This window comes from Acinetobacter sp. WC-743 (assembly GCF_000335555.1).
Classification (GTDB): Bacteria; Pseudomonadota; Gammaproteobacteria; order Pseudomonadales; family Moraxellaceae; genus Acinetobacter; species Acinetobacter bereziniae.
Map to the genome: position 1 here is coordinate 1 of NZ_AMFQ01000141.1, position 25,530 is coordinate 25,530.

31 protein-coding genes are annotated in these 25,530 nt (G+C 38.1%); 17 read left to right on the forward strand and 14 right to left on the reverse strand.

The window, feature by feature from the left end; genetic code table 11:
* From ACINWC743_RS21345 to orn, 4 genes are all read right to left on the reverse strand, one after another.
* A partial coding sequence (locus ACINWC743_RS21345; RefSeq protein ID WP_009586969.1) for a phage late control D family protein occupies positions 1-573 on the reverse strand: 573 nt, incomplete at its 3' end.
* 173 nt (positions 574-746) lie between these two features.
* Complete coding sequence (locus ACINWC743_RS21350; protein ID WP_005033929.1) at positions 747-1,550, reverse strand: enoyl-ACP reductase FabI; 804 nt, start codon at positions 1,548-1,550, stop codon at positions 747-749.
* Positions 1,551-1,708: 158 nt separating this feature from the next.
* Complete coding sequence (locus ACINWC743_RS21355; protein WP_005033931.1) at positions 1,709-2,443, reverse strand: Bax inhibitor-1/YccA family membrane protein; 735 nt, start codon at positions 2,441-2,443, stop codon at positions 1,709-1,711.
* Between the two features lie 1,018 nt (positions 2,444-3,461).
* A complete protein-coding gene (gene orn, locus ACINWC743_RS21360; RefSeq protein ID WP_009586958.1) occupies positions 3,462-4,019 on the reverse strand; it encodes an oligoribonuclease in 558 nt (185 codons plus the stop codon).
* 124 nt (positions 4,020-4,143) lie between these two features.
* Here orn and rsgA point away from each other — a divergent pair, with 124 nt between their 5' ends.
* The 5 genes from rsgA (at position 4,144) to ACINWC743_RS21385 (ending at position 7,088) form a co-directional block, all read left to right on the forward strand.
* Positions 4,144-5,202, forward strand: coding sequence for a ribosome small subunit-dependent GTPase A (gene rsgA / locus ACINWC743_RS21365; RefSeq protein ID WP_009586965.1), 1,059 nt, complete (start codon positions 4,144-4,146; stop codon positions 5,200-5,202).
* Between the two features lie 91 nt (positions 5,203-5,293).
* Positions 5,294-5,704, forward strand: a complete 411-nt coding sequence (locus ACINWC743_RS21370) for a rhodanese-like domain-containing protein (protein ID WP_004825084.1) — start codon at positions 5,294-5,296, stop codon at positions 5,702-5,704.
* A gap of 16 nt (positions 5,705-5,720) precedes the next feature.
* A complete protein-coding gene (grxC, locus tag ACINWC743_RS21375) occupies positions 5,721-5,978 on the forward strand; it encodes a glutaredoxin 3 (RefSeq protein WP_004825086.1) in 258 nt (85 codons plus the stop codon).
* 32 nt (positions 5,979-6,010) lie between these two features.
* Positions 6,011-6,469, forward strand: a complete 459-nt coding sequence (gene secB / locus ACINWC743_RS21380) for a protein-export chaperone SecB (protein ID WP_004825088.1) — start codon at positions 6,011-6,013, stop codon at positions 6,467-6,469.
* A 145-nt stretch (positions 6,470-6,614) separates the two neighbouring features.
* Positions 6,615-7,088, forward strand: coding sequence for a hydrolase (locus ACINWC743_RS21385; protein WP_035301550.1), 474 nt, complete (start codon positions 6,615-6,617; stop codon positions 7,086-7,088).
* Between the two features lie 12 nt (positions 7,089-7,100).
* Here the strand turns inward: ACINWC743_RS21385 and ACINWC743_RS21390 are convergent, their stop codons facing one another.
* The 6 genes from ACINWC743_RS21390 to coaBC form a co-directional block, all read right to left on the reverse strand.
* Entirely contained in the window at positions 7,101-7,718 is a 618-nt protein-coding gene (locus tag ACINWC743_RS21390) for an alpha-ketoglutarate-dependent dioxygenase AlkB family protein (protein WP_009586956.1), read from the reverse strand.
* On the reverse strand, positions 7,705-7,950 hold the full coding sequence (locus ACINWC743_RS21395) for an Ada metal-binding domain-containing protein (protein ID WP_009586966.1): 246 nt from the start codon (positions 7,948-7,950) through the stop codon (positions 7,705-7,707). The genes ACINWC743_RS21390 and ACINWC743_RS21395 overlap by 14 nt, the downstream gene beginning before the upstream one ends.
* 3 nt (positions 7,951-7,953) lie before the next feature.
* Entirely contained in the window at positions 7,954-8,691 is a 738-nt protein-coding gene (locus ACINWC743_RS21400; protein WP_009586952.1) for a 2OG-Fe(II) oxygenase, read from the reverse strand.
* Positions 8,678-9,529, reverse strand: coding sequence for a bifunctional transcriptional activator/DNA repair enzyme AdaA (locus ACINWC743_RS21405; protein WP_009586954.1), 852 nt, complete (start codon positions 9,527-9,529; stop codon positions 8,678-8,680). The genes ACINWC743_RS21400 and ACINWC743_RS21405 overlap by 14 nt, the downstream gene beginning before the upstream one ends.
* Positions 9,530-9,909: 380 nt before the next feature.
* The gene (locus tag ACINWC743_RS21410; protein ID WP_009586962.1) at positions 9,910-10,284 is read right to left on the reverse strand and encodes a cytochrome b562; all 375 of its coding nucleotides are present in this window, start codon (positions 10,282-10,284) and stop codon (positions 9,910-9,912) included.
* Between the two features lie 164 nt (positions 10,285-10,448).
* Entirely contained in the window at positions 10,449-11,714 is a 1,266-nt protein-coding gene (gene coaBC / locus ACINWC743_RS21415) for a bifunctional phosphopantothenoylcysteine decarboxylase/phosphopantothenate--cysteine ligase CoaBC (RefSeq protein WP_009586950.1), read from the reverse strand.
* Between the two features lie 102 nt (positions 11,715-11,816).
* Between coaBC and radC the strand changes: the two genes are divergently transcribed.
* From radC to ACINWC743_RS21435, 4 genes are all read left to right on the forward strand, one after another.
* Positions 11,817-12,551 carry a RadC family protein gene (gene radC, locus ACINWC743_RS21420; RefSeq protein WP_034707928.1) on the forward strand — a complete coding sequence of 245 codons (735 nt, stop codon included), beginning with the start codon at positions 11,817-11,819 and terminating at the stop codon, positions 12,549-12,551.
* Positions 12,552-12,589: 38 nt separating this feature from the next.
* On the forward strand, positions 12,590-13,501 hold the full coding sequence (locus ACINWC743_RS21425; RefSeq protein WP_004825105.1) for a bestrophin family protein: 912 nt from the start codon (positions 12,590-12,592) through the stop codon (positions 13,499-13,501).
* Between the two features lie 98 nt (positions 13,502-13,599).
* Positions 13,600-13,884: an antibiotic biosynthesis monooxygenase family protein gene (locus tag ACINWC743_RS21430; protein WP_004825107.1), complete on the forward strand. Its 285-nt coding sequence runs from the start codon at positions 13,600-13,602 to the stop codon at positions 13,882-13,884.
* Between the two features lie 106 nt (positions 13,885-13,990).
* Positions 13,991-14,473, forward strand: coding sequence for an ankyrin repeat domain-containing protein (locus tag ACINWC743_RS21435; RefSeq protein WP_009586955.1), 483 nt, complete (start codon positions 13,991-13,993; stop codon positions 14,471-14,473).
* Positions 14,474-14,549: 76 nt separating this feature from the next.
* On the opposite strand, the gene ACINWC743_RS21440 is transcribed toward ACINWC743_RS21435, so the two are convergent.
* Complete coding sequence (locus ACINWC743_RS21440) at positions 14,550-15,431, reverse strand: energy transducer TonB (RefSeq protein ID WP_009586960.1); 882 nt, start codon at positions 15,429-15,431, stop codon at positions 14,550-14,552.
* Positions 15,432-15,660: 229 nt separating this feature from the next.
* On the opposite strand from ACINWC743_RS21440, the gene ACINWC743_RS21445 reads away from it, so the two are divergent.
* The 6 genes from ACINWC743_RS21445 to ACINWC743_RS21470 all read left to right on the forward strand — a co-directional run bounded on the left by ACINWC743_RS21445 (position 15,661) and on the right by ACINWC743_RS21470 (position 20,590).
* Complete coding sequence (locus tag ACINWC743_RS21445) at positions 15,661-16,347, forward strand: hypothetical protein (RefSeq protein WP_005033958.1); 687 nt, start codon at positions 15,661-15,663, stop codon at positions 16,345-16,347.
* Positions 16,348-16,498: 151 nt separating this feature from the next.
* A complete protein-coding gene (locus ACINWC743_RS21450) occupies positions 16,499-17,206 on the forward strand; it encodes a DUF3108 domain-containing protein (protein ID WP_009586948.1) in 708 nt (235 codons plus the stop codon).
* Positions 17,207-17,309: 103 nt separating this feature from the next.
* Positions 17,310-17,885: a xanthine phosphoribosyltransferase gene (locus tag ACINWC743_RS21455; protein WP_009586949.1), complete on the forward strand. Its 576-nt coding sequence runs from the start codon at positions 17,310-17,312 to the stop codon at positions 17,883-17,885.
* 151 nt (positions 17,886-18,036) lie between these two features.
* Complete coding sequence (locus tag ACINWC743_RS21460) at positions 18,037-18,900, forward strand: acyl-CoA thioesterase (RefSeq protein ID WP_009586967.1); 864 nt, start codon at positions 18,037-18,039, stop codon at positions 18,898-18,900.
* Positions 18,901-19,132: 232 nt separating this feature from the next.
* Entirely contained in the window at positions 19,133-19,495 is a 363-nt protein-coding gene (locus tag ACINWC743_RS21465) for a hypothetical protein (protein ID WP_009586968.1), read from the forward strand.
* A gap of 156 nt (positions 19,496-19,651) precedes the next feature.
* Positions 19,652-20,590 carry an NTF2 fold immunity protein gene (locus ACINWC743_RS21470; RefSeq protein WP_009586964.1) on the forward strand — a complete coding sequence of 313 codons (939 nt, stop codon included), beginning with the start codon at positions 19,652-19,654 and terminating at the stop codon, positions 20,588-20,590.
* Between the two features lie 274 nt (positions 20,591-20,864).
* Here ACINWC743_RS21470 and wrbA read toward each other — a convergent pair whose 3' ends face one another.
* On the reverse strand, positions 20,865-21,458 hold the full coding sequence (gene wrbA / locus ACINWC743_RS21480; RefSeq protein ID WP_009586953.1) for an NAD(P)H:quinone oxidoreductase: 594 nt from the start codon (positions 21,456-21,458) through the stop codon (positions 20,865-20,867).
* A 118-nt stretch (positions 21,459-21,576) separates the two neighbouring features.
* On the opposite strand from wrbA, the gene ACINWC743_RS21485 reads away from it, so the two are divergent.
* Entirely contained in the window at positions 21,577-22,821 is a 1,245-nt protein-coding gene (locus ACINWC743_RS21485; RefSeq protein WP_004825126.1) for a YihY family inner membrane protein, read from the forward strand.
* A 90-nt stretch (positions 22,822-22,911) separates the two neighbouring features.
* On the opposite strand, the gene ACINWC743_RS21490 is transcribed toward ACINWC743_RS21485, so the two are convergent.
* The gene (locus tag ACINWC743_RS21490; RefSeq protein WP_004825127.1) at positions 22,912-23,853 is read right to left on the reverse strand and encodes a DMT family transporter; all 942 of its coding nucleotides are present in this window, start codon (positions 23,851-23,853) and stop codon (positions 22,912-22,914) included.
* Positions 23,854-23,999: 146 nt separating this feature from the next.
* Here ACINWC743_RS21490 and ACINWC743_RS21495 point away from each other — a divergent pair, with 146 nt between their 5' ends.
* Positions 24,000-24,773, forward strand: coding sequence for an AraC family transcriptional regulator (locus ACINWC743_RS21495; protein WP_035301553.1), 774 nt, complete (start codon positions 24,000-24,002; stop codon positions 24,771-24,773).
* Between the two features lie 104 nt (positions 24,774-24,877).
* On the opposite strand, the gene ACINWC743_RS21500 is transcribed toward ACINWC743_RS21495, so the two are convergent.
* Positions 24,878-25,530 (reverse strand): type VI immunity family protein (locus ACINWC743_RS21500; RefSeq protein ID WP_035301557.1); only part of this gene is annotated, 653 nt, incomplete at its 5' end.

Sequence of the window (25,530 nt, forward strand, 5' to 3'; positions counted from 1 at the left end):
CGTCACACCTTCCGATGCTAGAAGCCTTTGAATAAGATCTATATCTCGTTCATTATTCTGCATAATGAGTGGTCGAATATCATAGTCTTTGGTCAGCCCAGTTTTATCTAAACTCAAACTAGCAGCAAACAGCGGACTTCTTTGTTGCCATTCTTTATGAAGTATTTCAACAACTTGAATCACCGACTTATTCAGAAAAACTCTACTATTACGGCGTTTGCGCCACAGTGACGTTGCATCCTCAAGTTTGAGCTTATAGACCGTCAGTGCGCCATCACTTTGTCCTTGTGCAGCTTCGGTAATGATGCCTGTGGTACGGAACAGTTGTCCGCGGTCAGTGACTTGGTCGATTGCAGCTTGGCAACCGATAAACTGTTTGAGTGGAATATTTGCAGATGTTGCAAGACAGATCAGTTCCACAGACACGCCTTGATTGATGGCATGTTGTCCATCAATGCGTTGCAAGAACACTTGGGCAGTCAAATCAGGATTGCTAAACTGAATGTGCAAAGCTCTTTTTTGAGCGGTTAATCCAAGTTGTTCTAAAGCCGAAAATATATTGGCAAAATTCATTTTCTTATCTAACTTAAAATAATATTAATATTTATCTATATTTAATCAAAAAAAACGATTGAATCCTAGTTTATTGATCGGTTAATTTTTAAGAAATTGTAAAAAAACCTCAATATTCATATTTTAATATTGAGGTTTATGTTTTGAATTCAGTCAGTTAAATATACTTAACTTTATTCGCTATCCATCATGGATTGGCTCATACCCACAGTATTGAAACCTGCATCGACATACAAGATTTCACCTGTAATACCATTTGCCCAAGGTGAACATAAGAACAATGCCGCATTACCAACATCTTCAATTGTCACATTGCGTTTCAGTGGTGCTATTTTTTCATTGGCATCTAACATCTTACGGAAAGACTTAATCCCTGATGCCGCTAGAGTACGGATTGGACCTGCTGAAATCGCATTTACACGAATTCCTTCTGCACCTAGACTCGAAGCCAAGTAACGTACACCTGCTTCTAAAGATGCTTTTGCCATCCCCATCACGTTGTAGTTTGGCATCACAGACTCAGAACCTTGGTAGGTCAAAGTCAGTAAACATCCTTGGCGAGCAAGCAATAAAGGTTTCGCAGCACGTGCCATTGCCACAAAGCTATAAGCACTGATGTCATGTGCAATTTTAAAGCCTTCGCGGTCAGTTACGTCCGTAAAATCACCATCCAGCGTATGCGCAGGTGCAAAGCCGATTGAGTGAACAACACCATCCAGACCATCCCAATGTTTTGCCAGTTCAGCAAAAGCATGGTCAATTTCTGCATCTACAGCAACATCACAAGGAAAAACCAGCGTTGAACCAAATTGTTCTGCAAACTCATCCACACGTTTTTTTAATTTATCATTTGGGTAAGTAAATGCGAGTTCTGCACCTTCACGGTGTAATGCCTGAGCAATACCAAATGCAATGGATAATTTACTTGCAATACCCGCGATTAAAAAGCGTTTACCTGCCAATAGTCCTTGTGCCATGAAATTCTCACTTGATTAATTTTGTAAGCATAATGCCAAGTCTTGGCTCAGAACTAAATTGCATAATGCATCTTTTTTTAAAAGTTTAGTAAAAATATAAAAAAACGCACTGTAAAAAGTGCGTCTTTATCAAATCTATTTTGCTCGATCAGTAATGATTAATCATCACCTTGCAATAAGCTCAATAAACGTAGGAATGAATAGTACATCCAAACCAAAGTTGCCAATAAAGCAATACCACATAACCATTCATATGATTTAGGCGCACGTTGTGCAGCAGCAGATTCAATCAAATCAAAGTCAAGGATCAAGTTAAGTGAAGCAATCACTGCAACAAATGCAGCAAAACCAATGCCTAACAGGTTACTTTCAAATAAGAACGGAATGCTTGAACCAAATGCCAAACGCATGATGAATTGCACCACAAACACCAAACCAATGGCGATGGACGCTGAAATCACAACCGATTTAAATTTTTCAGTTGCACGGATAATTTGGAATTTATATAAACCAAACATCACCAAAGTTGTGACAAAAGTTGCCAAAAGCGCTTGTAAAGGAATACCTGGGAACTTCAATTGGAAGATGACGGAAACACCACCTAAAAATGCACCTTCAAAGAATGCATAAGGAATCGCCAACACACGTGCAGTATTCGGTTTAAATGTCGCAATTAAACCTAAAATCAAACCACCAATTGCACCGACCATTGTAGCAGCGTATGCAATTCCTACATTCATGGTGCTAAAGCTATAGAAGAAAATTCCAACACCTAATACCGCAGCAATCACAGTCAATAAAATAGACTTTTGAATTGCGCCTTGTATGGTCATTGGCTGTTCATAATCCGCATACGTTTCCGCACGCGTTAAAATTGGGTTATTACTTTGCATAGTCAATCTCTTTGTAATAATTCAAATATAAAAGGATATTAAAACGTTTTTTATGCAAACAATTTGAACCGCTTGCTCTTTTTTGTAACGAGTTGTCAGAAGACATCGCTTTCAGTATAGCTTAAAAAATTAAAATTCATAGTAAAAAAGAGATTAAAAATTCCCTTGTTTCAATCTGATATATACCTATATATCAGTTTATATCTAACAATTGAAAGATGAATGAACTTGTTATAAATAAATGATTAGATGAGTTTAAACTCGGTAAAGCTCAATCCATGATGAGACTGAACCCATTTCAGTAAAGCCATGTGATCTCCTCACATATTGCAGATGACCTTTTCGAGTATCATGTTTTATCCAGATTTTTAGATCAAACTCAGCTTATTTAAACTTTAACAATAAAGCGGGGCATTGAAAGCTTTATATTATTCAACAAAATGTTCGTAGCATTGATTTTATTGATCTATTGAAATTATATTTTACTGTATAAGTTTTTAACAGATTGACTGTAACTTACACGAGCAATGTTGAGATTGAAAATTTTATATCAACGATGTAGGCATAACTTGACTGAATAAACCAATCCAATATAGTCAGACGATGTCGCTATCGCGGTTGGCGGCATGGATGCCGCCGTCGGTCAAGGGCGATATGGATATCCCCTTTGACCGAAAAAAGATTTTTGTTATCTTTTCATCTCTGAAAAGTAAAACATCGCCTACGCAAATCTATTTAAACTTTAACAATAAAGCGGGGCATTGAAAGCTTTATATTATTCAACAAAATGTTCGTAGCAATGATTTTATTGATCTATTGAAATTATATTTAATGTATAAGTTTTCAAAAGATTGACGATAACTTACACGAACAATGTTGAGATTGAAATTTTATATTATCCAAGTAGGCATAGAGTACAGCCAATATACTCAGATGATGTCGCTCGTTGAATACCAAAGAGCAACAGCAACAAACTTAGGGGGTGAGGACCACAGCTGATCATCTCACCCAAACTGGCTTAATCTTTATTCTCAATAAAGAAATATTGACGGTAGTATTTTAATTCTGCGATTGAGTCGCGAATATCATCCATCGCCAAATGTGATGCATTTTTCTTAAGACCACTCATAATTTCTGGTCTCCAGCGTTTTGCCAACTCTTTAACAGAAGATACATCCAAATTACGATAATGGAAAAATTGCTCAAGCTCTGGCATTAAACGATGCATAAAGCGGCGATCTTGGCAGATTGAATTACCACACATCGGTGATGATTTCGGACTGACCCATTTCTTTAAAAATTCTAAGGTTTGTTGTTCCGCATCTTGCGCTGTGAGTTTACTGCGACGTACACGTTCGATCAAACCTGACTGACCATGTTGTTTGGTATTCCACTCATCCATTGCATTGAGAATAATATCTGATTGATGCACTGCAAGTACTGGACCTTCCGCCAAAATATTTAAATGGTCATCTGTCACAATGGTTGCGATTTCAATGATCTTGTCATTATCAGTATCTAGACCTGTCATCTCGAGGTCAATCCAAATTAAGCGGGTATCCAGTGTACTGCTCATAGAGTCAATCTTATTAGGTCAATAAAAAAATGAATAGTAGCAAATTTCTTACTTCTGCGCTGTAATTCATTCGCTCATCATGGTATTTTTGCCTTCTCATTTTCAAGGTTTTTTTAGGACATGAATGGCTTTAATTCGTAAACGTCGTTTGACTGAACAGCAGCAACGCCGCATTCAGAAACAACATAAAACACGTCAAGAAGAAATCGACACTTCCAACGACCTAGAAGGTCTGGTTGTTCAGCATTATGGACGACAACTCGAAGTACAAGCCCTTTCTACACCCGCTCAACATCCACAAAAACCTATTGTTCAAGCAGGCGAACCTGAACCCTTTTGGAAACCGATTGAAATCGGCAGTGTCTGGCGTTGTCATACCCGTACCAATCTTGAATTGTTGGTCACAGGGGATAAAGTTAAATGGCAGGCAGACCCCAATACCGGTTTAGGCATTATCACAGCTATTCACCCGAGAACATCACTGTTAACTCGCCCAGACCGTTACCACAAGGTCAAACCTGTGGCAGCCAATATCAGCTTGATCGTGATTGTTTTTGCGCCTTTACCAGAACCTGCACCTACCTTAATTGATCGTTATTTGGTGGCTTGTGCAGATGCCAATATTCCTGTGCTCTTGGTTTTGAACAAATCCGACTTACTCAAAGATAGTGACCCAATTTTAGATCTCATCAAAGAGTATCAAGACTTGGGTTATGAAGTGTTGATCACACAGTCTGAAGGTGATATTAGCGAACTGAAGCAACGTTTAGACAATGAAACCGTCGCTTTTGTAGGTCAATCGGGTGTAGGCAAAAGTACATTGATTAATGTTATTGTTCCCGACGCAGAACAGAAAACCAACATCATTTCTGAAAACTCAGCACTTGGACAACACACGACAACATCAACACGTTTAATTCGCTTTGGTGAAAATGGTGCATTGATTGACTCACCAGGAATCCGTGAGTTTGGACTGTGGCATCTAAGCCTTGAAAAAATTGATGCTGGTTTTCCTGAAATCTCTAACTTGATTGGACATTGTCAGTATCGTAATTGCACGCATACCCATGAAAAGCAATGTGCGGTTAAAAAAGCAGTGGATGATGGTCAAATTCTAGCCAGACGTCTGGAAAGTTATTTGCGCTTAATTGAAGAAATCACTGATGCGCAACAAAAAAATTAAATTTCTTCTGCGATAACCTTGAAGCGGTGATTTTGATCACCATATATATACGCTATACTCGACGCAGTTTTTGATTGTAATTAGGTGACTTGTGGAACGTTGGTTTGAGTTTATGGGGAATCACCCCTTCTTATTTGGTATTTTAGGGGCACTCATTGTCTTGTTCTTTATTTTTGAAGGACAACGTAGTGGTCGTAAAATTTCACCACAATCCCTTGGTATTTTGGTGAAAGCCAAAAATGCAATGCTGATTGATTTACGTGATGCGAAAGATTTTCGCGAAGGTCATGTCAGTGGTAGCCGCAATATTCCATACAGCCAAATTGCCAGTCATATTGAAGAATTGAAAACTGCAGATCGCCCTTTAGTCTTTATCTGTAACTTAGGTCAAGTGGCAGGTAGTGCCTTGCAACAAGTCGGTCATGCAGACAGTTATCGTCTAGATGGTGGTATTAGTAACTGGAAAGCCCAAGGCTTGCCATTAGTTAAAGCTAAAAAATAAGCTTAAGGAGCTCAACATGTCTGCTGAAGTAAAAGTTTATTCAACAACTTTCTGCCCATACTGTGTACGTGCAAAATCTCTGCTTGAGCGTAAAGGTGTTGCTTTTACCGAAATTAATCTCGATCAAGAAGCACCTGAGGTTAAGACTGAGCTAATCCAGCAAACGAAACACCGTACTGTGCCACAGATTTTTATTAATAATGAATTCATCGGTGGTTTCGACCAGCTTTATGCTTTAGAAAAAGCGGGCAAACTCGATGAATTACTTGCGTAATTAATCACTTCTTAAAATTTAAGGAATAAAGAATGAGTGAAGAACAACAAGCTCAACCACAACTAGCTTTAGAACGTATTTATACAAAAGACATTTCTTTTGAAGTACCTGGCGCTCAAGTTTTTACGAAAGAATGGCAACCTGAATTAAACATCAACTTGTCTTCTGCTGCTGAAAAAGTTGATGCAACACACTTTGAAGTATCGTTAAAAGTCGTGGTTCAAGCAAACAATGCAGGTGATACAGCATTTATCGTGGATGTTACACAATCAGGTATTTTCTTGATTGATGGTATCGAAGAAGATCGTCTTCCTTACATCTTAGGTGCATACTGCCCGAACATTCTGTTCCCATTCTTACGTGAAGCTGTGAACGATCTTGTGACTAAAGGTAGCTTCCCACAATTACTTCTTACGCCAATCAATTTTGATGCTGAGTTCGAAGCAAATATGGAGCGCGCTCAAGCCGCTGCTGCTGAAGGTCAAGCTTAATTTCCTAGATTTTAAGTTTGAAAAGACCGCTTTGTGCGGTCTTTTTTATTGCTGAATCAGTAAAATAAAGTTCACTCAAATTTCACAACATTCGATCATGGCATTTTTTATACTTTAAAAATCAAAATACGACGACAAATCACCTATGCCCATTACCCCCTTACATTTAGGTTTAGGTACAACGTGTAAAGGAATCGGAAATCATCGCTTTAGCTTACTCATTTTTTCGGGTATTCAAGTCCTGATGGATATCGAACCTTTGCTTGGTATGATTTTGGGCTGGAAAACTTTACATCTCTATACCCACAATTTAATCGGTGCTTTATTGATTGCTTTAATCGCAATTCACATAGGCAAAGTGATGAGTGAATTTGTCTTGCGTAGTCTACTCAAACAAAAAAATTGGCAAATCACTTGGCGAGTGGCAACCTTCAGTGCACTGACAGGCAGTTTTAGTCACATTCTTTTAGATGGTTTGATGCATGCAGACATGTACCCTTTTTATCCCTTCAGTCAAACTCAATTTCTGCTGAATTTAATTCCCTACTGTTTTATTTTTTATGGTTGTTTTATCGGCTTTATCTTTGGCGGCATCCTGTTTCTGCTGCATGAAAAATAACAACAAAAATTTTTATACACCCGTCTCAACAATCGTTCTAAAGGTCAAATTAATCCGAGCAGTGTGGACTTTTTTGGTCGGTGGCAAGCGATGTAACCAATGGGTTTGTGTGGTGTCTTTCATGATCAGTAAACTGCCATTTTCGAGAAAAATCTCAACTTTTTCTTGGCTATTTTTATGTTTAAAGGCAAATTTTCGGACTGCCCCAAAGCTTAAAGATGCGATCGCACCATTCTTTTTTAGATCTGTTTCACCATCACTGTGCCAAGCCATTCCCTCTTCGCCTGTGTGGTAAAGATTAAGCAGACAGGAATTAAATGTTTCACCTGTAATCCGTTCAATCTGCTGTTTTAGTTCCAGTAATTGCTTTGTCCATGGCAAAGCGTACTTTGATGTGTTGGAATAGGTATATTCATAAGGCTGATTGCCATACCATGCCACTTTTCGTTTGGTGATGATCTTTTTGCCAAAAATAATCGCTTGATCATTTTTCCATTCAATCGTCTTTAACAGTTGCTCAAAATAAGCGTGCGCCACAGGTTCTTGCATAATAATTCCAAAATAATGAACCACGCCATCATATGGAAGCAAGTTTTGATTTTGCTCAGGTTTAAATTCAAATTGTTGCATTTTTCCACTTCAAATAGGCTGATTTCATACAGTGTCCACATGGTCGATATTGCAATGCTAAAGCTTCCGCTTCACTACTAAAGAATACTCGATTGTTTTTTAACATCCTTTTACCAGAGGCGCAGTCTAGACGTCCATAAATTCTTAGTTTTTGGTTGCCCGCAAATAAAATTTCAGCATTTTTAAGCTTGCTATATAACGCTAATCTCTCTATTTCACTATGCTGAATCATGCTTTAACTCACTGCATCATGAAAAATAATACCTAAACTAAAACGCTCTCCTTCAGTTAACTGACTTACACCATGCTTCATATTGACCCGATAGTAACCATGCGTACCTTTCTTGGGTCTAAAGTGTGTGGTCAAAAGTAAAACGTCCCCTTTGTTCGGTTGTATCACCATTGCTTTGGACTGTGCACGAGGAATTTGCTCTGTCAGTACCAGCTCACCGCCCTTAAAATCAGCATTGGCTTGATTGAGACAAATCACCATTTGAATCGGAAAATAAACCTCACCATAGAGATCTTGATGTAAGGTATTAAAACCATGTTGTCGATAATGCAAAATCAATACAGTCGCTTTGTTTTGACCCGCTTGCTGACATTGCTGTAAAAATGCTTCATGTGATGCTGGATATTGCCGATTGATGTTTAAATTCGCAAACCAAGCATTGGCGAGCGGAACGAGGTGGGAGTAAAACTGTGTACGCAGCAATTGCAATAAATTAGGTAAAGGGTGACGAAAATATTTATATTCACCCTCGCCAAAACGATAGCGTTGCATATTGACAGTTTTACGGTATAAATCGTCATGGTGATAATGTGCTTTGATTAATTCACAAAGCTCATCGGATAAAAAATTCTCAATGTGTGAATAACCTTGCTGATTGAGCTGCTCATGGATTACTGTCCAGTCCAAATGCTTAATTTTCTCGCTCAGGACTTGAGCCTGTTGAATATTAAATGTCGACATGTGTTTGAACACCTTCCCAACCAATCATCGCCATTTTTCGACTTTTACCCCAATGATATTCACCGAGTACGCCTGTGGCTTGAATGACTCGATGACAGGGGATTAAGAATGCCACGGGGTTGTGCCCCACTGCCGTACCCACTGCACGAGAGGCTTTAGGATTTCCCACTTGTTCAGCTAAATCACCATAGGTGGTTAATTGTCCCATTGGAATTTTAAGTAAACTTTCCCAGACTTTTAGCTGAAAATCAGTCCCTTTTAAATGAAGTTTAATTTGTCTTAATGGCTGATTCTCAGATGAAAAATCAGATGAAAAAATTGCCAAAGCATGCTCATGGAGTACATCTGCTTGTTGATAAAATTGAGCATTGGGGAATTTTTCGAGCATTGCAGCAAAACTTTCCTGCTCGTTGTCTACAAAGGACATAAAGCAAATGCCTTTCGCTGTAGATGCCACCAAAACAGTTCCAAATGGACTTTCAGCATATTGATAATGGATCGTTAAATCTTCACCACCACGCTTATATTCAGCCGGCGTCATCCCTTCTATTTGTATAAATAAGTCATGCAAACGACTGGTACTGGAAAGCCCCGTATCATAAGCCGCATCAAATACCGAATGATCTTGCTTTAATAATGTTTTGGCATGTTCCAAGCTAATATATTGCAAGAATTTTTTAGGGCTGGTTCCCGCCCATTCAGTAAATAAGCGTTGAAAATGAGCAGGACTTAAATGGATATGTGCAGCCACTTCATCTAGATTGGGCTGGGTTTTAAAGTTGTGCTGAATATAAGTTATGGCTTTTGCAATACGTGCAAAATGATTTTGCTGTTGCATCACATTTCTCCTGATCTTCTCGTTATAACTTAACAAAGATAAAGTGATGAACAAATCCGAATCATGCTGAGTTTAATGATTCAATATCGTTTAAAAATCACCATACAATAAAAACCGTTAGTCATTAAAACTAGCGGCTTTTTAAATGGATAAATCTATTCTTCGAAATAACGTTAGTCAAAAAAACAAGTCGTTTATACACAAGCGATATAAATTTACCTGATTCTTTGTCGTGATGAGCTATCACTACACGTAAATTGTAAAGTGTGGCATTGCAAGCTTTATAACCATATGGATCACGTTAATGAAAGTATATAAATATATGATTTATAATTTTGACTTATTTATAAATCATCTAAATGCATAGTTCCGCAGTAAGACTATTGATAGATCTTATGTCCTTGATCACGAATTTCAGCAATTTTTTTGCCTTCCATTTTGGCATGATCTAAATGTCCACCTTTGACTAAGGCTTGCGTTTTATCAATCTGTGCAATCAATTGATCATAAAGTTGTGTTGAGCTTGGCGCACTGGCATCACCACGACCTTTCAGTTTAACTTTTTTTGCATCTGTTGCAGCCGCACGCATGTTGTCTAGTGCTTTATTGGCTTCTGCTGGATTTGTAGTTTGATTAAATGCTTTATAGTTTTTACCCAATGCCTGCATATTCTGTTGCAGAGTTGCTGCAAAACTCATTGAACTCAAACTCAAAGCAGATATCATCATTACGGTGGCTAAAGTTTTTTTGATCATTGTGATCTTCCTTAAAACTGTGGCTATTGTGAATTATCAACGGGAATGAAAGTACAGCTATTATCCATATTCAACATTAAACATAGTTTAAAACCACAAAAAATAGCAAATAAAAAATGCAACGGAATCGTTGCATTTTTATATTTAAAACCGACCAAGAAAATCTATACAGGCTCAATTTTGTGATTTAAAGCATCGTGAATCGCTTCAACCAACTGTTGAGCAATTTCTTGTTTAGATGCTTTTTCCAGGTCTCGTTTTTCCATTTGATATTGCTCAGCAAAAAACACGGTCATTGCATTTTGATCTGAAGCAAAACCAATATCTGTACGTGAAACATCATTACATGCAATCATATCGAGTTTTTTTGCTACTAGCTTTCCTGCTGCATACTCTTCAACATTGCGTGTTTCAGCAGCAAAACCCACCATAAATGGACGCTTGGACTGTTGTGCAATCGTCGCCACAATATCAGGATTTTTAACTAGGGAAACATTGAGTTCATCACCTGCTTTCTTGATCTTATGCTCAGCAACTTCAGCCACACGATAGTCCGCAACAGCAGCAGTTGCGATGAAAACATCACAACCTTCTTCGAGTTGATGCATGCTCTCATCCAGCATCTTGATTGCTGAAGAGACGTTAATACGACGCACACCATTCGGGGTATCTAAACTGACTGGTCCTGCCAATAAGGTGACTTTTGCTCCTGCTGAATAACACGCAGCTGCGATGGCAAAACCCATTTTTCCTGTACTGTGGTTGGAAATATAACGGACGGGGTCAATTGCTTCACGTGTTGGTCCTGCGGTAATCACCACACGCTTTCCTGCCAATAAGCCAAATTTTTCCGCAATCGCACGTTGTGCTTGATGAAAATAATTTTTAACCTGTTCTGCGAGATCTTCTGGTTCAGGCATACGCCCTAAGCCAACATCGCCACAAGCTTGAGAGCCCGCTTCTGGCATGATCACATGCACACCATCTTCAACCAATGTATTTAAATTACGTTGAGTAGGTTTGGCAGCCCACATCTGTTGGTTCATTGCAGGGGCAACCCAAACAGGTGCTTTTGTTGCCAGATAAAGCGTACTGAGTAAATCATCTGCCAATCCCGCAGCAAATTTTGCAATCGTGTCACAACTGGCTGGCGCAACCAAAACCAGATCTGCCCAACGTGCTAATTCAATATGTCCCATCCCTGCTTCTGCTTCAGGGTCTAATAATTCTGTATGAACGGAGTTACCTGACAATGCCTGAAAAGTCAGCGGTGTAATAAATGCTTGTGCACCATGCGTCATCACCACACGGACATTAAAACCGTAATCCTTTAAACGGCGTACAAGGATGGCACTTTTATAGGCAGCAATACCGCCAGTGACAGCAAGAATAATATTTTTATTAGAAAACACACTGAGATCGAAACTCACGATCAGGCTACCTTTCTGTTGCAGTGGCGCTCACAATAGCATTAAATAGTCTATCTCCCAAGCAGTTATCGGGAGAAAAATGAAAAGTACAATAAATTAAAAATGTGGAAAACAATGAACCATTCAATCAAACAATGGCCCGAACAAGAACGCCCACGTGAAAGATTACTCTTGCAAGGGGCACACAGTTTATCCGATGCCGAACTTTTGGCAATCTTCCTTCGTTCAGGCTCTAAACAGCACTCTGCGGTCGAATTATCACGTATATTGATTCAGCATTTTGGACATTTAAATGCCGTCTTTGATGCCTCTTTAGAAGAGCTTCGTCAGTTTCATGGGATTGCAGAAACTAAATATTCGCAACTGATGGCAGTCAAAGAATTAGGTCGTCGCTATCTTAAACATCAACTCCAACAAGGTATGGACTTGAGTCGTTCTGATTTAATTCGAGATTATTTACGTTATGAATTGATTGGAGAACAACAAGAAGTCTTTGCTGTGCTTTGTTTAGATAGCCAATTACGCAAGTTAAGCTTTAAAAAGTTATTTTTTGGTTCTATCAATTACTGCAACATTTCGATCAATCAATTATTACGCCATGCTATACAAAAACAGGCGACGTTTATTGTCATTGCCCATAATCATCCTAAAGGTTTAGCAAAACCTTCACGTGAAGATTACGATCTAACTCAGCAAATATTCAAAGCCTGTCAACTGCTTGAAATAGAATTATTAGATCATATGATCATCGCCGCTGAACAAAGCTATTCCTTTACTGAACATGGACTCATCAAATCTAAAACTTTCCCTGCAAATAAGATTGACAAGTATCCTTGAAGCGGTGAAGATCACTAAAAAATTATAGACTTAAAAACATGATTGTCCGCGATCAAAACGATACCCTTAAATTACTCCTGTCTTGGCGTGGTACGATTCTGCCAAAAGTGTTACCACCGCTAGGTTTTGTGATGCTTATCTCTGCCATCGTAGGTGGAATTGAATATACTGATTTATATCGTTTTCCTGAGCTTCCTCTGGTCGGTTTTACCCTTATCGGGGTTGTCCTGTCTATTTTTTTAGGCTTTAAAAACACAGCATGTTATGACCGTTGGTGGGAAGCTCGTAAGCTTTGGGGAATGTTGATTGCAAATGCGCGTCACTTTGACCGTGACTGCCGTATTTTTCCGCAAGGTCGTCGCGAAAGAATTATTCAACATGTCATTGTTTTTGCAAACTTATTGAGAGATCGCTTACGACATCAAACTGCCAATCCCGATGCTCTGGTCGAAACTAGTGGTATGAGTCCTCAAGCATTAACCCAACTCTACCAACAGACCAATGCACCGCAATACACCCTGAGTCTAATTCAATGGGAACTGATGCAAGCTTTGAAAGAAGGTGAGATTTCAGACATCATCTACACCCAGCTCAATGAGCATGTTAATGAACTCAGTTTGGTACAAACAGGTTGTGATCGTATTGCTACGACACCTTTACCATTTGCCTATTCAGTTTTATTAAATCGAACTGTCTATTTTTTCTGCTTTATGCTTCCATTTAGCTTAGGTTCATTATTGGGTTTAGCCACACCGTTATTGGTGGGCATTTTGGCGTATACATTTCTCGGCTTAGATGCTTTAAGTACTGAGATTGAAGAACCTTTTGGTACTCAAAGCAATGACTTACCACTCGACTCGATGGTTCGTATGATTGAAATTGAACTGCTCGGAACTCTAGGTAAACCTACCCCGCCACCAATTCAAGCACAGGATCATAATTTACTTTAATGCAGAATCGCTTGAGAACTGATCTTAAGTAACTCAAGCATGCTTCCAAGCGGATTCAACATCGAATGATGTCTGTGGTATAGAGCTAGGGATAAAATATGAAATATGTGGTTATTTTTAAAGCTCAGGTCAATGTACTTGATCAAACCTATATTCAAACCGCGCAGCATTTACGAGAAAAAGCGCTGACTCAATTTAACTGTCAAAAATTTGAATCAATTTGCGAAAATGACTTTGAAATTGCACTTTCCTATTGGAACTCACTTGAAGATATCCAAGCATGGCATAAAGATGCAGAACATCAAGCAGCTCAAAGGATTGGCAAACTGCAGTGGTATAAAAACTTTCGTGTCGAAATTTGTGAAATCACAAGATCGTATTAACATCTGTTGACACTTCACAGATGCTTACGACAGCTGAAATATCGACAATCTCTTCATAAAACGCTTAAAATTGGCAGACCAAATATAATTATAAAAGGACTTAGCGATGTCAGAATTATTCCAACTGATTTTACACGGCGAAAGCAACGCTGCTTTAGGAAAACTCACCCCTGAAACCCTCAATCAACAGCTTGATGGTTCATCATTGCTGATGTATGCATTGCAACATCAACAAGATGACATTGCGCTCAAACTAATTGAGCTTGGCATTGATGTAAATTTGCAAAATAATCAAGGACAGACAGCATTACATTTGATAGCTGTTTATAAAAATAATATCGGTATTGCTCGCGCAATCATCGAACATGGCGCAGACTTGTCACTGCAAGATCATTCAGGAAATATTTCGCTTTGGACTGCTATTTTTAATGCTCAACAACACTATGATCTGGTCAAGCTATTACTGGAAAATGGTGCTGATTTAAACAGCAAAAATCGCTCTGCGAAAAGCCCTTATGATTTGGCATTGTTGATGAAATTTCCAGAAGGTATCAGCTTGGTGCAACAATACCAAACTCATTCTTTATAGTCAGTCGACTTCAGCAGATTTTTAAGCTGCAAGCGCATTGATTGTACTAGGCAATATCAAGGTTTTGCTAAGCGCTCTAATGGACTTCAAATTCAGACTCAGCGGGATCGAAACGCCACGTTCTGACAATTCGTAGCTCAGAAATATCTTTCATTTTTGCATCAAAACGACCAAATGGAGCACCCTTACGTACCGAATTTTTAGCGGCTTCATCTAAAATGGCATGACCTGAACTTTCGATTAAACGAATTGCGCGTATTCCCCCTTCATTATTCAGAATCACCATTAAACGAACTTCACCTGAAAGGCGCTGTTGCTTAGCAAGATCAGGATAATAGCGGTTGCCATACATTTCGACTTTTTCACGGAATTTATCCAAATAACCAGCCGATGCATCTTGTTTCGCTTGAATGCCATCTAAGGTTTTAATTTTTTGTTGTTTACTAAAATTTTGCTGCTTCTGTAAATATTGTGCTTCTAAGCTCGCCACCATCGCAGCTTTGGCTTGCATTTGGCTTTGTAATTCTTCCATTGCCTTTTTTCGATCGTTTTGTTCAGCTTGCTTTTGCCAACTTAAAACGGTCATCAGCACTTTTTCTTCAAATTTTAATTCACGTTTTTGCTGTATTTGCTCTAAAGCTTCAAGCTGTTGATCCCCTGCACTTTTATCTTCAGTCTGTGCTGGCATATCAGAGGACATCCGATGTTCTTTACGAAAGGTTCCAGAACCTTGTTGATCTGCTTGTGCAAGGAAATCAGCATCTTTGACTTTATCTTCACTGGGGCGAATACTGACAGCAATTTCTTTTGTCGCAGTATTATTTTCTTGCGGCATACCAAATTGCACAGATAAAAATAACCCGTGGACAATTACAGCAATTGAAACTGCCCCGACAAATAATGCATCTTGCCACCAGTACCCAGTATGTTGCGTATTGGCAAATAATTTTTTTATCATGACATTAATCCGACAAAATTCCCCAATTGCCAAATTTAAAATTTATTAAAATAAGTTTAGTCTTACATTATTCACAAACTTTGTGACTGACTTAATGAAAGTAAAAACGTAATTTTAAAACACTCAAAATGGTGCAATGTTTTTTGCTAAACTGCAATCTTTAGACTTGAATTTTTTAATCATCGACAAGTTTATCGCCTAAAAGTGATGATGATTTGGAACCATACTTATGCCGACGCTACTTTCTAACATTGTTAAACGTATTCGACAAGTATACCAAAAAGCCGAAGGTTTTATAGAAGAAGAGCGCGAATTTCCACTCTCTCAAGTATTTTTAAATGCAACGTTTAAACGTTATGTGACTGACAATGTCAAAATTCTTGAAGATTTACATGCCGACTTGCATGATGATTGGTTAAGACTTTATGCAACACTGAATGTTAAAGGTATGCATTTGGTATTGTCTGTCGATCTTAAATTAGTTCAAATGGAAATGAACAAAGATATGCAACTGATTGTTTTTGAACAAATCAGCAACACCCAAGTCATCGAAGCAAAGTATCCTAATATTTGGTACAAAATGGGCGTAAATTGTGCATTGTTCTTCTATCAAAAGGTACTAAAAAAAGATCCTTTGGGCATGATCTTAGAAAAATTTGATGTCATTCGCGTGAAGGATGAATTATTACATTTAGACCTTAACCGTTGGCTAGGTAAAAACCGCTCTATTATGGACACTTTAAATAAAGTTCATGTTAATCATGCCGAACTTCGTGAAACAGAGTTGGTGGTGATTGGGAATGTCAATCTCACAGCCATATTCAGTAATTTTAGAGAAGATGATGACCGCATGGTTGACTTAGAAGAAGAGGATTATATCGACGATAAGGTCACACCCATCGAGCAAAAAAGCTAAATCGTTCATTTTGGGTCAAATTTCAAGTCAAACCGAGCAAAACCAATACATAAATTCACAGGATTTGAAATAAAGTGAATATTTTCTCCCCAATTACATTGCATAATAGATGCTATAACTCACAGATACTTTTAAATGCATAGGACATTTAATGATGGCAAAAACGTTATTTAAAACATTCAGCACAGCAGCCGGTATTTCTACTGCAATGTTATTGGTTGGATTTTCAAGCAATGCTCTTGCCATGAGTCCATTCCAAGCCAGCTATCAATTTGCTTATAATGGCAAAAATCTAGGCTCTGCTACCCGTACTTTAAGTCAAAATGGCAACAATTGGACCTATGTCTTTGCTGCCAAAGCGGCTGCAATTGCATCAGCAAGCGAAACCAGTCGTTTTACTTTTAGCAATGGTCAAATTAATTCCAATAGTTTTAGTCGTACCAGTAAAGTGTTGGTACATAACGACACGATGACCATTAACTTCAATCCAAGTAATAAGACCATCAATACCAAGAAAAAAGATCAAGCACGATCTTTCCCTTGGAAAGCAGGTGCTTTGGATGAACTTAATGCTGAATTACAAGTACGTGAAGACTTAAAAGGTTCTGGTTTAAAATCGAGCTATCTGATCGCTGATGCTAAGGGGCTTGACGCTCGTCGTTTTGTAAAACAAGGTACTGAGTCAATTAAAACCCCAGCGGGAACGTACAATACCATCAAAGTGGTACTCACTCATGATAATGGGGAAAAAAGCTCAATCTTCTGGTTAGCACCACAATTGGACTATTTACCTGTAAAAATGTCGCATGTAGATGGTAAGACCTCTTATAACTTAACCCTGACCAGTTACAAAAAGTAAGAGATTTTTCACCTTTTGGTCAATTTGAGCTTGCATTTTTTTTGGTGCTTTTTAAAATACGCCTTTGCTTTAAAAAGCACCTTGCCTCTAGAGGATTCTCCCTGTGCACGCACTAGAACAGAAAATCTTAGCTGAAGGTATCGTTCTATCTGATCAAGTTCTGAAAGTCGATTCTTTCTTAAACCACCAAATTGACCCTGCCATGATGCAACTGATTGGTCAGGAATTTGCTCGCCTCTTTAAAGATGCGGGTATTACCAAAATCATTACAATTGAAGCGTCAGGTATTGCTCCTGCTGTAATGGCTGGTTTGGAGCTTGGTGTACCTGTTATTTTTGCACGCAAATATCAATCTTTAACCCTTAAAGATGATTTATATCGTTCAAAAGTATTCTCTTTTACAAAACAAATTGAAAGTACCATTGCGATTTCTAAAAAGCATATTACTAAAGGCGATAAAGCTTTAGTCATTGATGATTTCTTAGCCAATGGTCAAGCTGCTTTAGGTCTTGCTGACTTAATTCATCAGGCTGAAGCAGAGGTGGTTGGCATCGGGATCGTGATTGAGAAATCATTCCAACCCGGTCGTCAACTGTTGCTAGATAAAGGTTACCGTGTTGAATCTTTGGCACGTGTTGAATCTTTGGCAAATGGTACTGTTAGTTTTGTAAAAGACTAAGACTGTTCGCTTAAGCTTTTATCTTAAAATTGAGCGCTCTATGCGCTCTTTTTTATCGCTTATAGAAAAGTGCTCAGGTCTTTTTAACCATTCTTTTCCTTGTTTTTTTATTCTATATTCTTCAAATAATGATACGCTCAGGCAATTATAGATGAGATCACTCACCCAAGAATTCATTGATCTATTGAATGTAAAACAACTGGATAGCTACTTATTTCAAGGACAAAATACACAACTCTTTGGTTCACACTTGATGGGAGGACAATTGGTTGCACAGGCTTTGATTGCTGCATCAAAAACCACTGATCGTCCTGCACACTCCTTACATGCATATTTTATTCGTAGTGGTCGTACAGATTTACCTATTTTATTTAAAGTGGAAAATTTACGAGATGGCAAAAGCTTTGCCACTCGACAAGTGAATGCATGGCAAGCTGGTCATATTATATTTTCAGCGATGATTTCATTTGCACTGATTGAAACTGGTTTAAATAATCACATTGAAGCACCAAATTATCCTCTACCCGATCATCTTTTATCAGAACAACAGCATAAGCAGTTGATCTATAAGGATGTGCCTAAAGCTGCTCAGGATATGTTTATGCGTCAGTTTTTCGTTAAAGTACATCCAGTACAACCCTTTAATCCATTTAAACCCGTCAAATCAGAAACCCGCTATGCCGAATATATGCAAACTTTTCACAGAATCCCTGCAGAGTTCGATCTTCCCATGATTCATCAAGCAATTGTTGCTTATTATTCCGACTATAATCTGTTGACCACATCACTCAGACCGCATGGTGTAAGTTATGCAAATGGCGGAGTTCGCAGTGCAAGTCTAGATCACAGTATTTATTTTCATTCAGCGTTTAGGGTTGATGAATGGTTGTTGTATGACATGGATGCGACTGTTTCCAGTCAATCTAGAGGGCTGAATTTTGGGCGAATCTGGCAAGCTGGAAAATTAGTCTGCAGCGTCACCCAAGAGAGTTTAATGCGTGTTAAATCACGATAAAAAATCACATAGCATCATGTAAGCTTTTGATTTAATCGCTTAAACTTATATTCATATTTAAACTTTTCTCTCCAACGTCTTCACATAAAATATAAAGAATCTACATTATATTCAGATACAATCGAATCAAGTCTCATGATCAGCATCGCAAAACAGCTGTCGTGAAAATGAGTGAAATATTAACTATAACTTAGCGAAGACAAATGGACTTTGTTGAGTGAGTAAACAATCAATGACTGATGAACAAACAGTAACTTGCCCAAAATGTGGCTCGACAGACTTAACACAACGTGATCATGAACAGCTTTTAGGCAAAGCAGGAAGTGTCTTGCTAACCTCTGCAGGTGCAGCAGCAGGTACGGTAGGCGGAGCAGCGTCAGGGGCTTCTATTGGTGCTGCAATCGGCACGGTCGCTGGACCTTTGGGTGTGATTGTTGGCGGAACTGTAGGTACATTTGTGGGGGCAATCAGTGTAGGTATTACTGGTGGATTTTTAGGAAATCGCTTTGGTAAAAAAGCTGGTGTGATTGTCGATCAAAATATTTTCTTTGATTATCAATGCCAAAAATGCAAATATCGTTTTAACGTGAATTAATACGATTTTAGATATTCATATAAAAAATAACGCTCTTTTCAATGATGGTTTTCATCACATAGAGCGTTATTTGCTTAACATTTCAAATTATCATATTTACACATAATTAAAATTTCGGAATCTTTGTGTTCTAGATTCAGAGGAAAGTTATAAAAAATGCACATTAAAATTGAGCAACTTAAGCCATCCTCAACAACATTGGCATTCGAAAATCATCAGTTTTCAGATGAGGAAATTGAATATATTTTACAATGTAAACGCTTGTTGGGACTGTCTTTTAAACAATGTATTCTTTCAGAACATCATTTCGAAAAAATTGCACAACTTCCGAAATTGGTTAATCTAAATTTTGAAAATACCCAAGTTTCTGATGCCTCCCTAACCCACATCTCACAAATTCAAAGTTTAAATTACTTATTTATTGTGAACTCAAAATTGACTGGGGAAGGTTTTAAATCTTTTGCAAATCATAAAAAGCTGGATTGCATTTGGGCTTGCAATACTCAGGTGAATGATCAAACCTTACAATACTTTCTTAATATCCCAAAACTTTCGACATTATTATTACATGATACTCGAGTGAGTTTTGATGGTTTAATGACTTTAGCACAACATCCTAAATTACGGGTGTTTGCTAATTTGTTTAGTACCGCACAAATTGCCGAATTCGAACAAACCCAGCGTGATTTACAAAAGACAAATAAGCAATATTTTAGTCATACTCAAGTTGAAGAGGCTAAAGCTAAACTGATCAGTTTCTTTGACATGATGAATCAATGGGAAGCTTATGCTGAAAAAATTGGTTTTTGCGATGAACTTCAACAAAAGTGTCGGCAGATTTTTCAGCAATATTGTACAGATAAGCCCCGTTTTGGCTATCGTCCTGATGGCTTACACTATTCACATGCACCTAATTTCAGTTATACCGATGAAATCATGATAGATGTTGATCATGCGAGTAAAAAGAAGCTCTATATTTTTACTCATGACCGATTAAAAGGGCAAAATCGCTATACCTTAATTCTCATCGATGGAGAATGGCGTATTGACGAAAAACATCATTTTTCAGGTGGTTGGAAAAAATATGGACTGTAATCTATAAGTTATTTTTCGCTCCAATTTTCAATAATCAACAAAAATACCAAAGGCTTGAGTCATGATTGATATCACTAATCCAGTGTTTAAAAATTGAATCTTCCAAGATGCTATAGGCATCTCAACACACAAAATCACTTTAAATATTTTTGGCGGGAAATGTATTGGAAACATTCTGTCGATCTTGACCTGTATAAATGAACAATACACACCAACAAGATGGTTTAGGTACGATGGAAGTTTTTCACCTCCATCGTATCTATCCACCTGCAACTTATATACTTAGTTTTTTTACTACTTCCCCTAAACGCTTGCCCTGCTCAGTACATAATAATTTTTCATCTGTACTCAAACTTTGGTCATGGCGTGGTCCACTGACATGACTCACCCCATAAGGTGTACCACCAGATTTGGTATTTGATAATGCGGGATGAGCATTGGTCAATCCCATAATCATCATTCCGTGATGAAATAACGGCGGTAACATGGTCAGTAATGTACTTTCCTGTCCACCGTGCATTGAACCTGATGAGGTAAAAACACAAGCAGGTTTATTATGCAAAGCACCGTTTAACCAGAGACTGGTGGTTTGGTCCCAAAAATATTTCATTTCAGAAGCCATATTTCCAAAGCGTGTTGGAGAGCCAAGCGCCAAGCCTGCACAGTTTTGTAAATCTTCCAAACTACAATAAATATCGCCTTCTTCTGGAATACTCGGTTGTGCTTCATGAACCACCGTTGAAAGATGAGGAACTGTGCGAATTTTTACCGCCGTTCCGGTTGCTTCGATACCATTGGCAATCAAGTGTGCCATTTCTTTGGTAGATCCATATTTGCTATAGTAAAGTACGAGAACATAGGCTTGCATAAGTATGGGTTGATAATAGCTAAGACAATAAAACTATACGGTATTTTTCGGCTTTTTTGGGTAAGCTTAATAAATGAAACTGAAAGATATGCCGAAAAATAATTGAGATCAGAGATATATGTTTGAATTAATTAAAAAATTACCCTTCTATCAAAAAACTTGGTTTCAATTCATTCTTTTTGTAATACGTCGTTTTGAAGCAGATCGTTGTCGTGATCAAGCAGGATCACTGACCTATACCACTTTATTTGCGGTTGTCCCCATGTTGACAGTGTTCTTGGTCATCATTTCGTCGATTAAGGCGCTAGAACCTGCCAGACAACAACTCCAGCAGATGATTTACAGTAATTTTCTACCTAAAACCAGTATTGCTTTTGATAAAGCCTTTAATGTGTTTACAGAGAATTCAAGCAATTTAACCGTGATCGGGGTATTGTTTTTATTCATCACAACCGTGCTGATGCTGACCAGTATTGAAAGTGTGTTCAACCGTATTTGGCGCGTCAAAGAAACACGTAATGGCATCATAGGCTTTATGCGCTATTGGACGATTATTTCCTTAGGACCAATTTTGTTGGGCAGTGCCTTTGTGATTTCGTCTACATTGGCGTCAATGAATGTACTCAGTAATAACTTTGCGGGCTATGAAGTAGATGGTACAGCCTTATTTGCAGTGATCTCTTTTGCACTCACCACTTTAGGATTTTTTATTTTATATTGGACGATTCCCAATCGTAGCGTTCCAATCAAGGCAGCTGCTATCGCTGGAGTATTTGGCGCTGTTGCTTTTGAATTACTAAAAAATCTGTTTGGTTTTGTGATGACCAATTTCACCAGCTATACCTTAGTCTACGGGGCATTTGCTGCAGTACCAATTTTCCTGTTATGGATATTTTTATCTTGGAATATCGTCTTATTGGGTGTGGAAATTAGTTATGCCTTAACTGCTTTTCATACAGGCAAGATTCAGACGCGCCACCCTGTACTGATGATGTTGGACATCTTGGAATTATTCTATAAAAAGCAAAAAACAGGACAAGTGGTCACGGATACTGAAGCTCTCGATATTTTAGGTCGTGGTGAAATTGGACGCTGGCCTCTTTACGTGCAGCTTTTAGAAAAGCAGAATTTGGTTAAACGCACAGATAACAACGAGTATGTATTGGTTAGAAATTTAGATGAAATCGATTTTTGGTCTTTCTATACTTCACTGCCTTATACATTGCCACGTCGTAAAGACGTCGAACATGTTCATGATGATGATGTGTGGATGAAACATATTGGTCCAACACTGATTGAGTCTGATGAATATTTGGCAGCCAAATTATCTATTCCACTTTCAACGATTTTAGATGATAAATAATTGAAATAAGTCACTGGCGCTAAGCATTTTCCATTCACTGATCAGTCGGTGGCAATAAAAAATGCTTAGCCTTTTGCGATTGAAATACTGTTATTCAGACCACTCATTGGTCTTAACTTGAGAATAGAATTTCTTTTCAATCCAATGATGTAAGCTGACAATCATTACGCCCAACATGACCATTGCTGCACCAAAAAGAAAATTTAATTCAATCTGTTCATTCAGAAAAAGTACACCAAATAACATTCCAAAAATCGGAGTAAGAAAAGAAAATACCCCCAAGCGATTAGCCAAGTAATTTCGAAGTAGCCAAAACCACAGCATAAAACTGATAAACGACACCACAATGGTATGGAAAATCAGACTCCCAATAGCTAAACCTGTCCAATGAATTTCAGCTTGCCCCATCAGAAAAGCCAAAGGCAATAGCAATACACAGCCACCAACCAATTGATAGAATAAAGTTTGTGTCGGATGCGCATCCGATAACTGAGTTAAACGCAAAGAAATCGTGGTCAGAGCCCAAAGTAAGCCCGCAAGCAAAGCGAGAAAATCACCAAACAAAGTATTAGAAATCATCGCTTGTGTAGCAGTGCTGTGTACTTCTTCCCGACCTAAAAAGGTCACCACGATACCTAAAAATGCAATAAAAATTCCCACCCATTGCAACATGGAGAGTCGCTCTGCAGGAAGTTTCCAATGTAAACCCAGTGCTACAAAGATAGGTGCGGTATAGAGTAAAACTACGGTATGAGATGCAGAAGTATACCTAAGTGCTTCTGCTACGAGGAAAAACTCCGCTGAAAATAAAAATGCAACCCACATGCCTGGAAATAAATATTGTTTAGACCATAGCGTTGTCCCTTTTTGTCGCTGTATTAAGGGATAGACTAAAATTGCAGAAAGTCCTGAGCGAATGGCAATTTGCATCATGGGTGAAATATCTGCTGCTGCCAATTTAAGTACGACTTGTTGTAAGCCCCAAATCATACATAATCCAACCATCAAAGCAGATGCTTTGCGATCCAGCATTTTACGCATATCCACGATATTGCACTCGAACTCAAGAGAATAGTTACACTATATTCCTGTCTGTTTTATAGAATATAATTCAAAGTAGACAAAGCATCATCTAATTCAGGCAATTTATCGTGGTCATAAGAAAAACAGTCCATGCAATGCATTTTACTCAACTCACGACCAATGATGAGATTATTGCCCCGCTTTGGCTTATTTTTCGACATGATCCTGCACAATCTATTTATCCTCAACACGGGCATGCTTGGGGAGAATTTATTTATGCATTCAATGGTGTTATGGAAGTGAATATTCATCAGATGAATTATATTACTCCACCACCTTATGGGGTTTGGTTACCTCCAAATACCCAACATAGTGGATTAAACCGGACCCCTGTTTCACATGCCACCTTATATATACATGAGTCACTTTGTCATGCCCTACCGCAACAAGCAGGAATTCTTTTAACCTCTCCGCTTGTTTCCGCCATTTTACAGCATCTCAAACAGCATTCACTTCAAGCGACAGAACCTGAATATTTAAGATTATTACAAGTCTTATTGGATCAACTTCAACATGCAGAACTCATTGGCAGCTATTTACCACACACAGAACATCATGCGCTCAAGCAAATTTTAGATTTCTTACATGCCCATCCCGCTGATCAAAGCACCTTGGAAAGCTTGGCTAAACGAATCAATATGACTGAGCGTACTTTAGCGCGACTGAGTCAAAAAGAACTTGCAATGTCTTTGAATGAATGGCGACAACGCCTCAAAGTCATGAAAGCCATGTCTTTGCTGAATGAAGGTCGAACTGTAGAAAGTATTGCTTTAGATCTAGGTTATGCCAATGCCTCTGCATTTATTAATATGTTTAAACGTTGGATGATGCTCACACCAGATCAGTTTAGAAAATTATTTGATCATTAGACTGTTTTAATAATAAAGTGAAATGGTCAATCTACTGAATATAATGATCAGTTAATTGAAAATAAAAACGTTTTAATAAATTAAAAAATTTTGACACATACAAATCAACTCCAATCCACTCGCCTATCTAAAAAGGCATATTTAGAAATCAATTTAGCTTCTTGTTGCAATTTCCCAAAATAATCTAACTTTTCTGCTTCTTCGATATCAAAGCGTTTCATCCATGCTTCTGCGCGATAACCAGTAATCAAAGGATTTTCATCATTATTATGATTCCCATAATGTATTGCTCGAATCTTTTCAACACGTAACGGTTTTAGAACTCGATTTAACAATACATAGGGAGCAGGTAATGGGTCTTCTTCAACAAAGCCATTTAGAGCTAAATTTCCTGCCTGAATGACGATCCCTGTGCCATAGTCATAGCCAATAAACCAACTCATGGGCAATTCACTATTGAGTGCTTGTTCTTCCTTGATCGGGTTAAACCATTCATAATTAATTGCTGTTAACCAACTCACAGTTTTAATTCCATTTAATAGATAATTAGATGTGATAATGGGGTCACCCACATCCATTGCCCACCATTTTCGAGATAAGTAGGCTTCCGTTGGTTCATTTTTATCATCTCGAATTTGAGAGAGAATACAGGCATAGCCAGCATAACCATGCTTGGCTTTTAAGCGATTTGCAAATTTAATAAATAACTCAATAAAAATTTTCGTATTTTCTTCTACCCATTCTATAGGCATAGAAA

Excerpts from the sequence above, each read along its gene's own strand:
- ACINWC743_RS21350 (WP_005033929.1), bottom strand. The coding sequence starts at position 1,550 with ATGGCACAAGGACTATTGGCAGGTAAACGCTTTTTAATCGCGGGTATT.
- ACINWC743_RS21355 (WP_005033931.1), bottom strand. The coding sequence starts at position 2,443 with ATGCAAAGTAATAACCCAATTTTAACGCGTGCGGAAACGTATGCGGAT.
- orn (WP_009586958.1), bottom strand. The coding sequence starts at position 4,019 with ATGAGCAGTACACTGGATACCCGCTTAATTTGGATTGACCTCGAGATG.
- rsgA (WP_009586965.1), top strand. The coding sequence starts at position 4,144 with ATGGCTTTAATTCGTAAACGTCGTTTGACTGAACAGCAGCAACGCCGC.
- grxC (WP_004825086.1), top strand. The coding sequence starts at position 5,721 with ATGTCTGCTGAAGTAAAAGTTTATTCAACAACTTTCTGCCCATACTGT.
- secB (WP_004825088.1), top strand. The coding sequence starts at position 6,011 with ATGAGTGAAGAACAACAAGCTCAACCACAACTAGCTTTAGAACGTATT.
- ACINWC743_RS21385 (WP_035301550.1), top strand. The coding sequence starts at position 6,615 with ATGCCCATTACCCCCTTACATTTAGGTTTAGGTACAACGTGTAAAGGA.
- ACINWC743_RS21390 (WP_009586956.1), bottom strand. The coding sequence starts at position 7,718 with ATGCAACAATTTGAATTTAAACCTGAGCAAAATCAAAACTTGCTTCCA.
- ACINWC743_RS21395 (WP_009586966.1), bottom strand. The coding sequence starts at position 7,950 with ATGATTCAGCATAGTGAAATAGAGAGATTAGCGTTATATAGCAAGCTT.
- ACINWC743_RS21400 (WP_009586952.1), bottom strand. The coding sequence starts at position 8,691 with ATGTCGACATTTAATATTCAACAGGCTCAAGTCCTGAGCGAGAAAATT.
- ACINWC743_RS21405 (WP_009586954.1), bottom strand. The coding sequence starts at position 9,529 with ATGCAACAGCAAAATCATTTTGCACGTATTGCAAAAGCCATAACTTAT.
- ACINWC743_RS21410 (WP_009586962.1), bottom strand. The coding sequence starts at position 10,284 with ATGATCAAAAAAACTTTAGCCACCGTAATGATGATATCTGCTTTGAGT.
- radC (WP_034707928.1), top strand. The coding sequence starts at position 11,817 with ATGTGGAAAACAATGAACCATTCAATCAAACAATGGCCCGAACAAGAA.
- ACINWC743_RS21425 (WP_004825105.1), top strand. The coding sequence starts at position 12,590 with ATGATTGTCCGCGATCAAAACGATACCCTTAAATTACTCCTGTCTTGG.
- ACINWC743_RS21430 (WP_004825107.1), top strand. The coding sequence starts at position 13,600 with ATGAAATATGTGGTTATTTTTAAAGCTCAGGTCAATGTACTTGATCAA.
- ACINWC743_RS21435 (WP_009586955.1), top strand. The coding sequence starts at position 13,991 with ATGTCAGAATTATTCCAACTGATTTTACACGGCGAAAGCAACGCTGCT.
- ACINWC743_RS21440 (WP_009586960.1), bottom strand. The coding sequence starts at position 15,431 with ATGATAAAAAAATTATTTGCCAATACGCAACATACTGGGTACTGGTGG.
- ACINWC743_RS21445 (WP_005033958.1), top strand. The coding sequence starts at position 15,661 with ATGCCGACGCTACTTTCTAACATTGTTAAACGTATTCGACAAGTATAC.
- ACINWC743_RS21450 (WP_009586948.1), top strand. The coding sequence starts at position 16,499 with ATGATGGCAAAAACGTTATTTAAAACATTCAGCACAGCAGCCGGTATT.
- ACINWC743_RS21460 (WP_009586967.1), top strand. The coding sequence starts at position 18,037 with ATGAGATCACTCACCCAAGAATTCATTGATCTATTGAATGTAAAACAA.
- ACINWC743_RS21465 (WP_009586968.1), top strand. The coding sequence starts at position 19,133 with ATGACTGATGAACAAACAGTAACTTGCCCAAAATGTGGCTCGACAGAC.
- ACINWC743_RS21470 (WP_009586964.1), top strand. The coding sequence starts at position 19,652 with ATGCACATTAAAATTGAGCAACTTAAGCCATCCTCAACAACATTGGCA.
- wrbA (WP_009586953.1), bottom strand. The coding sequence starts at position 21,458 with ATGCAAGCCTATGTTCTCGTACTTTACTATAGCAAATATGGATCTACC.
- ACINWC743_RS21485 (WP_004825126.1), top strand. The coding sequence starts at position 21,577 with ATGTTTGAATTAATTAAAAAATTACCCTTCTATCAAAAAACTTGGTTT.
- ACINWC743_RS21490 (WP_004825127.1), bottom strand. The coding sequence starts at position 23,853 with ATGCTGGATCGCAAAGCATCTGCTTTGATGGTTGGATTATGTATGATT.
- ACINWC743_RS21495 (WP_035301553.1), top strand. The coding sequence starts at position 24,000 with ATGCATTTTACTCAACTCACGACCAATGATGAGATTATTGCCCCGCTT.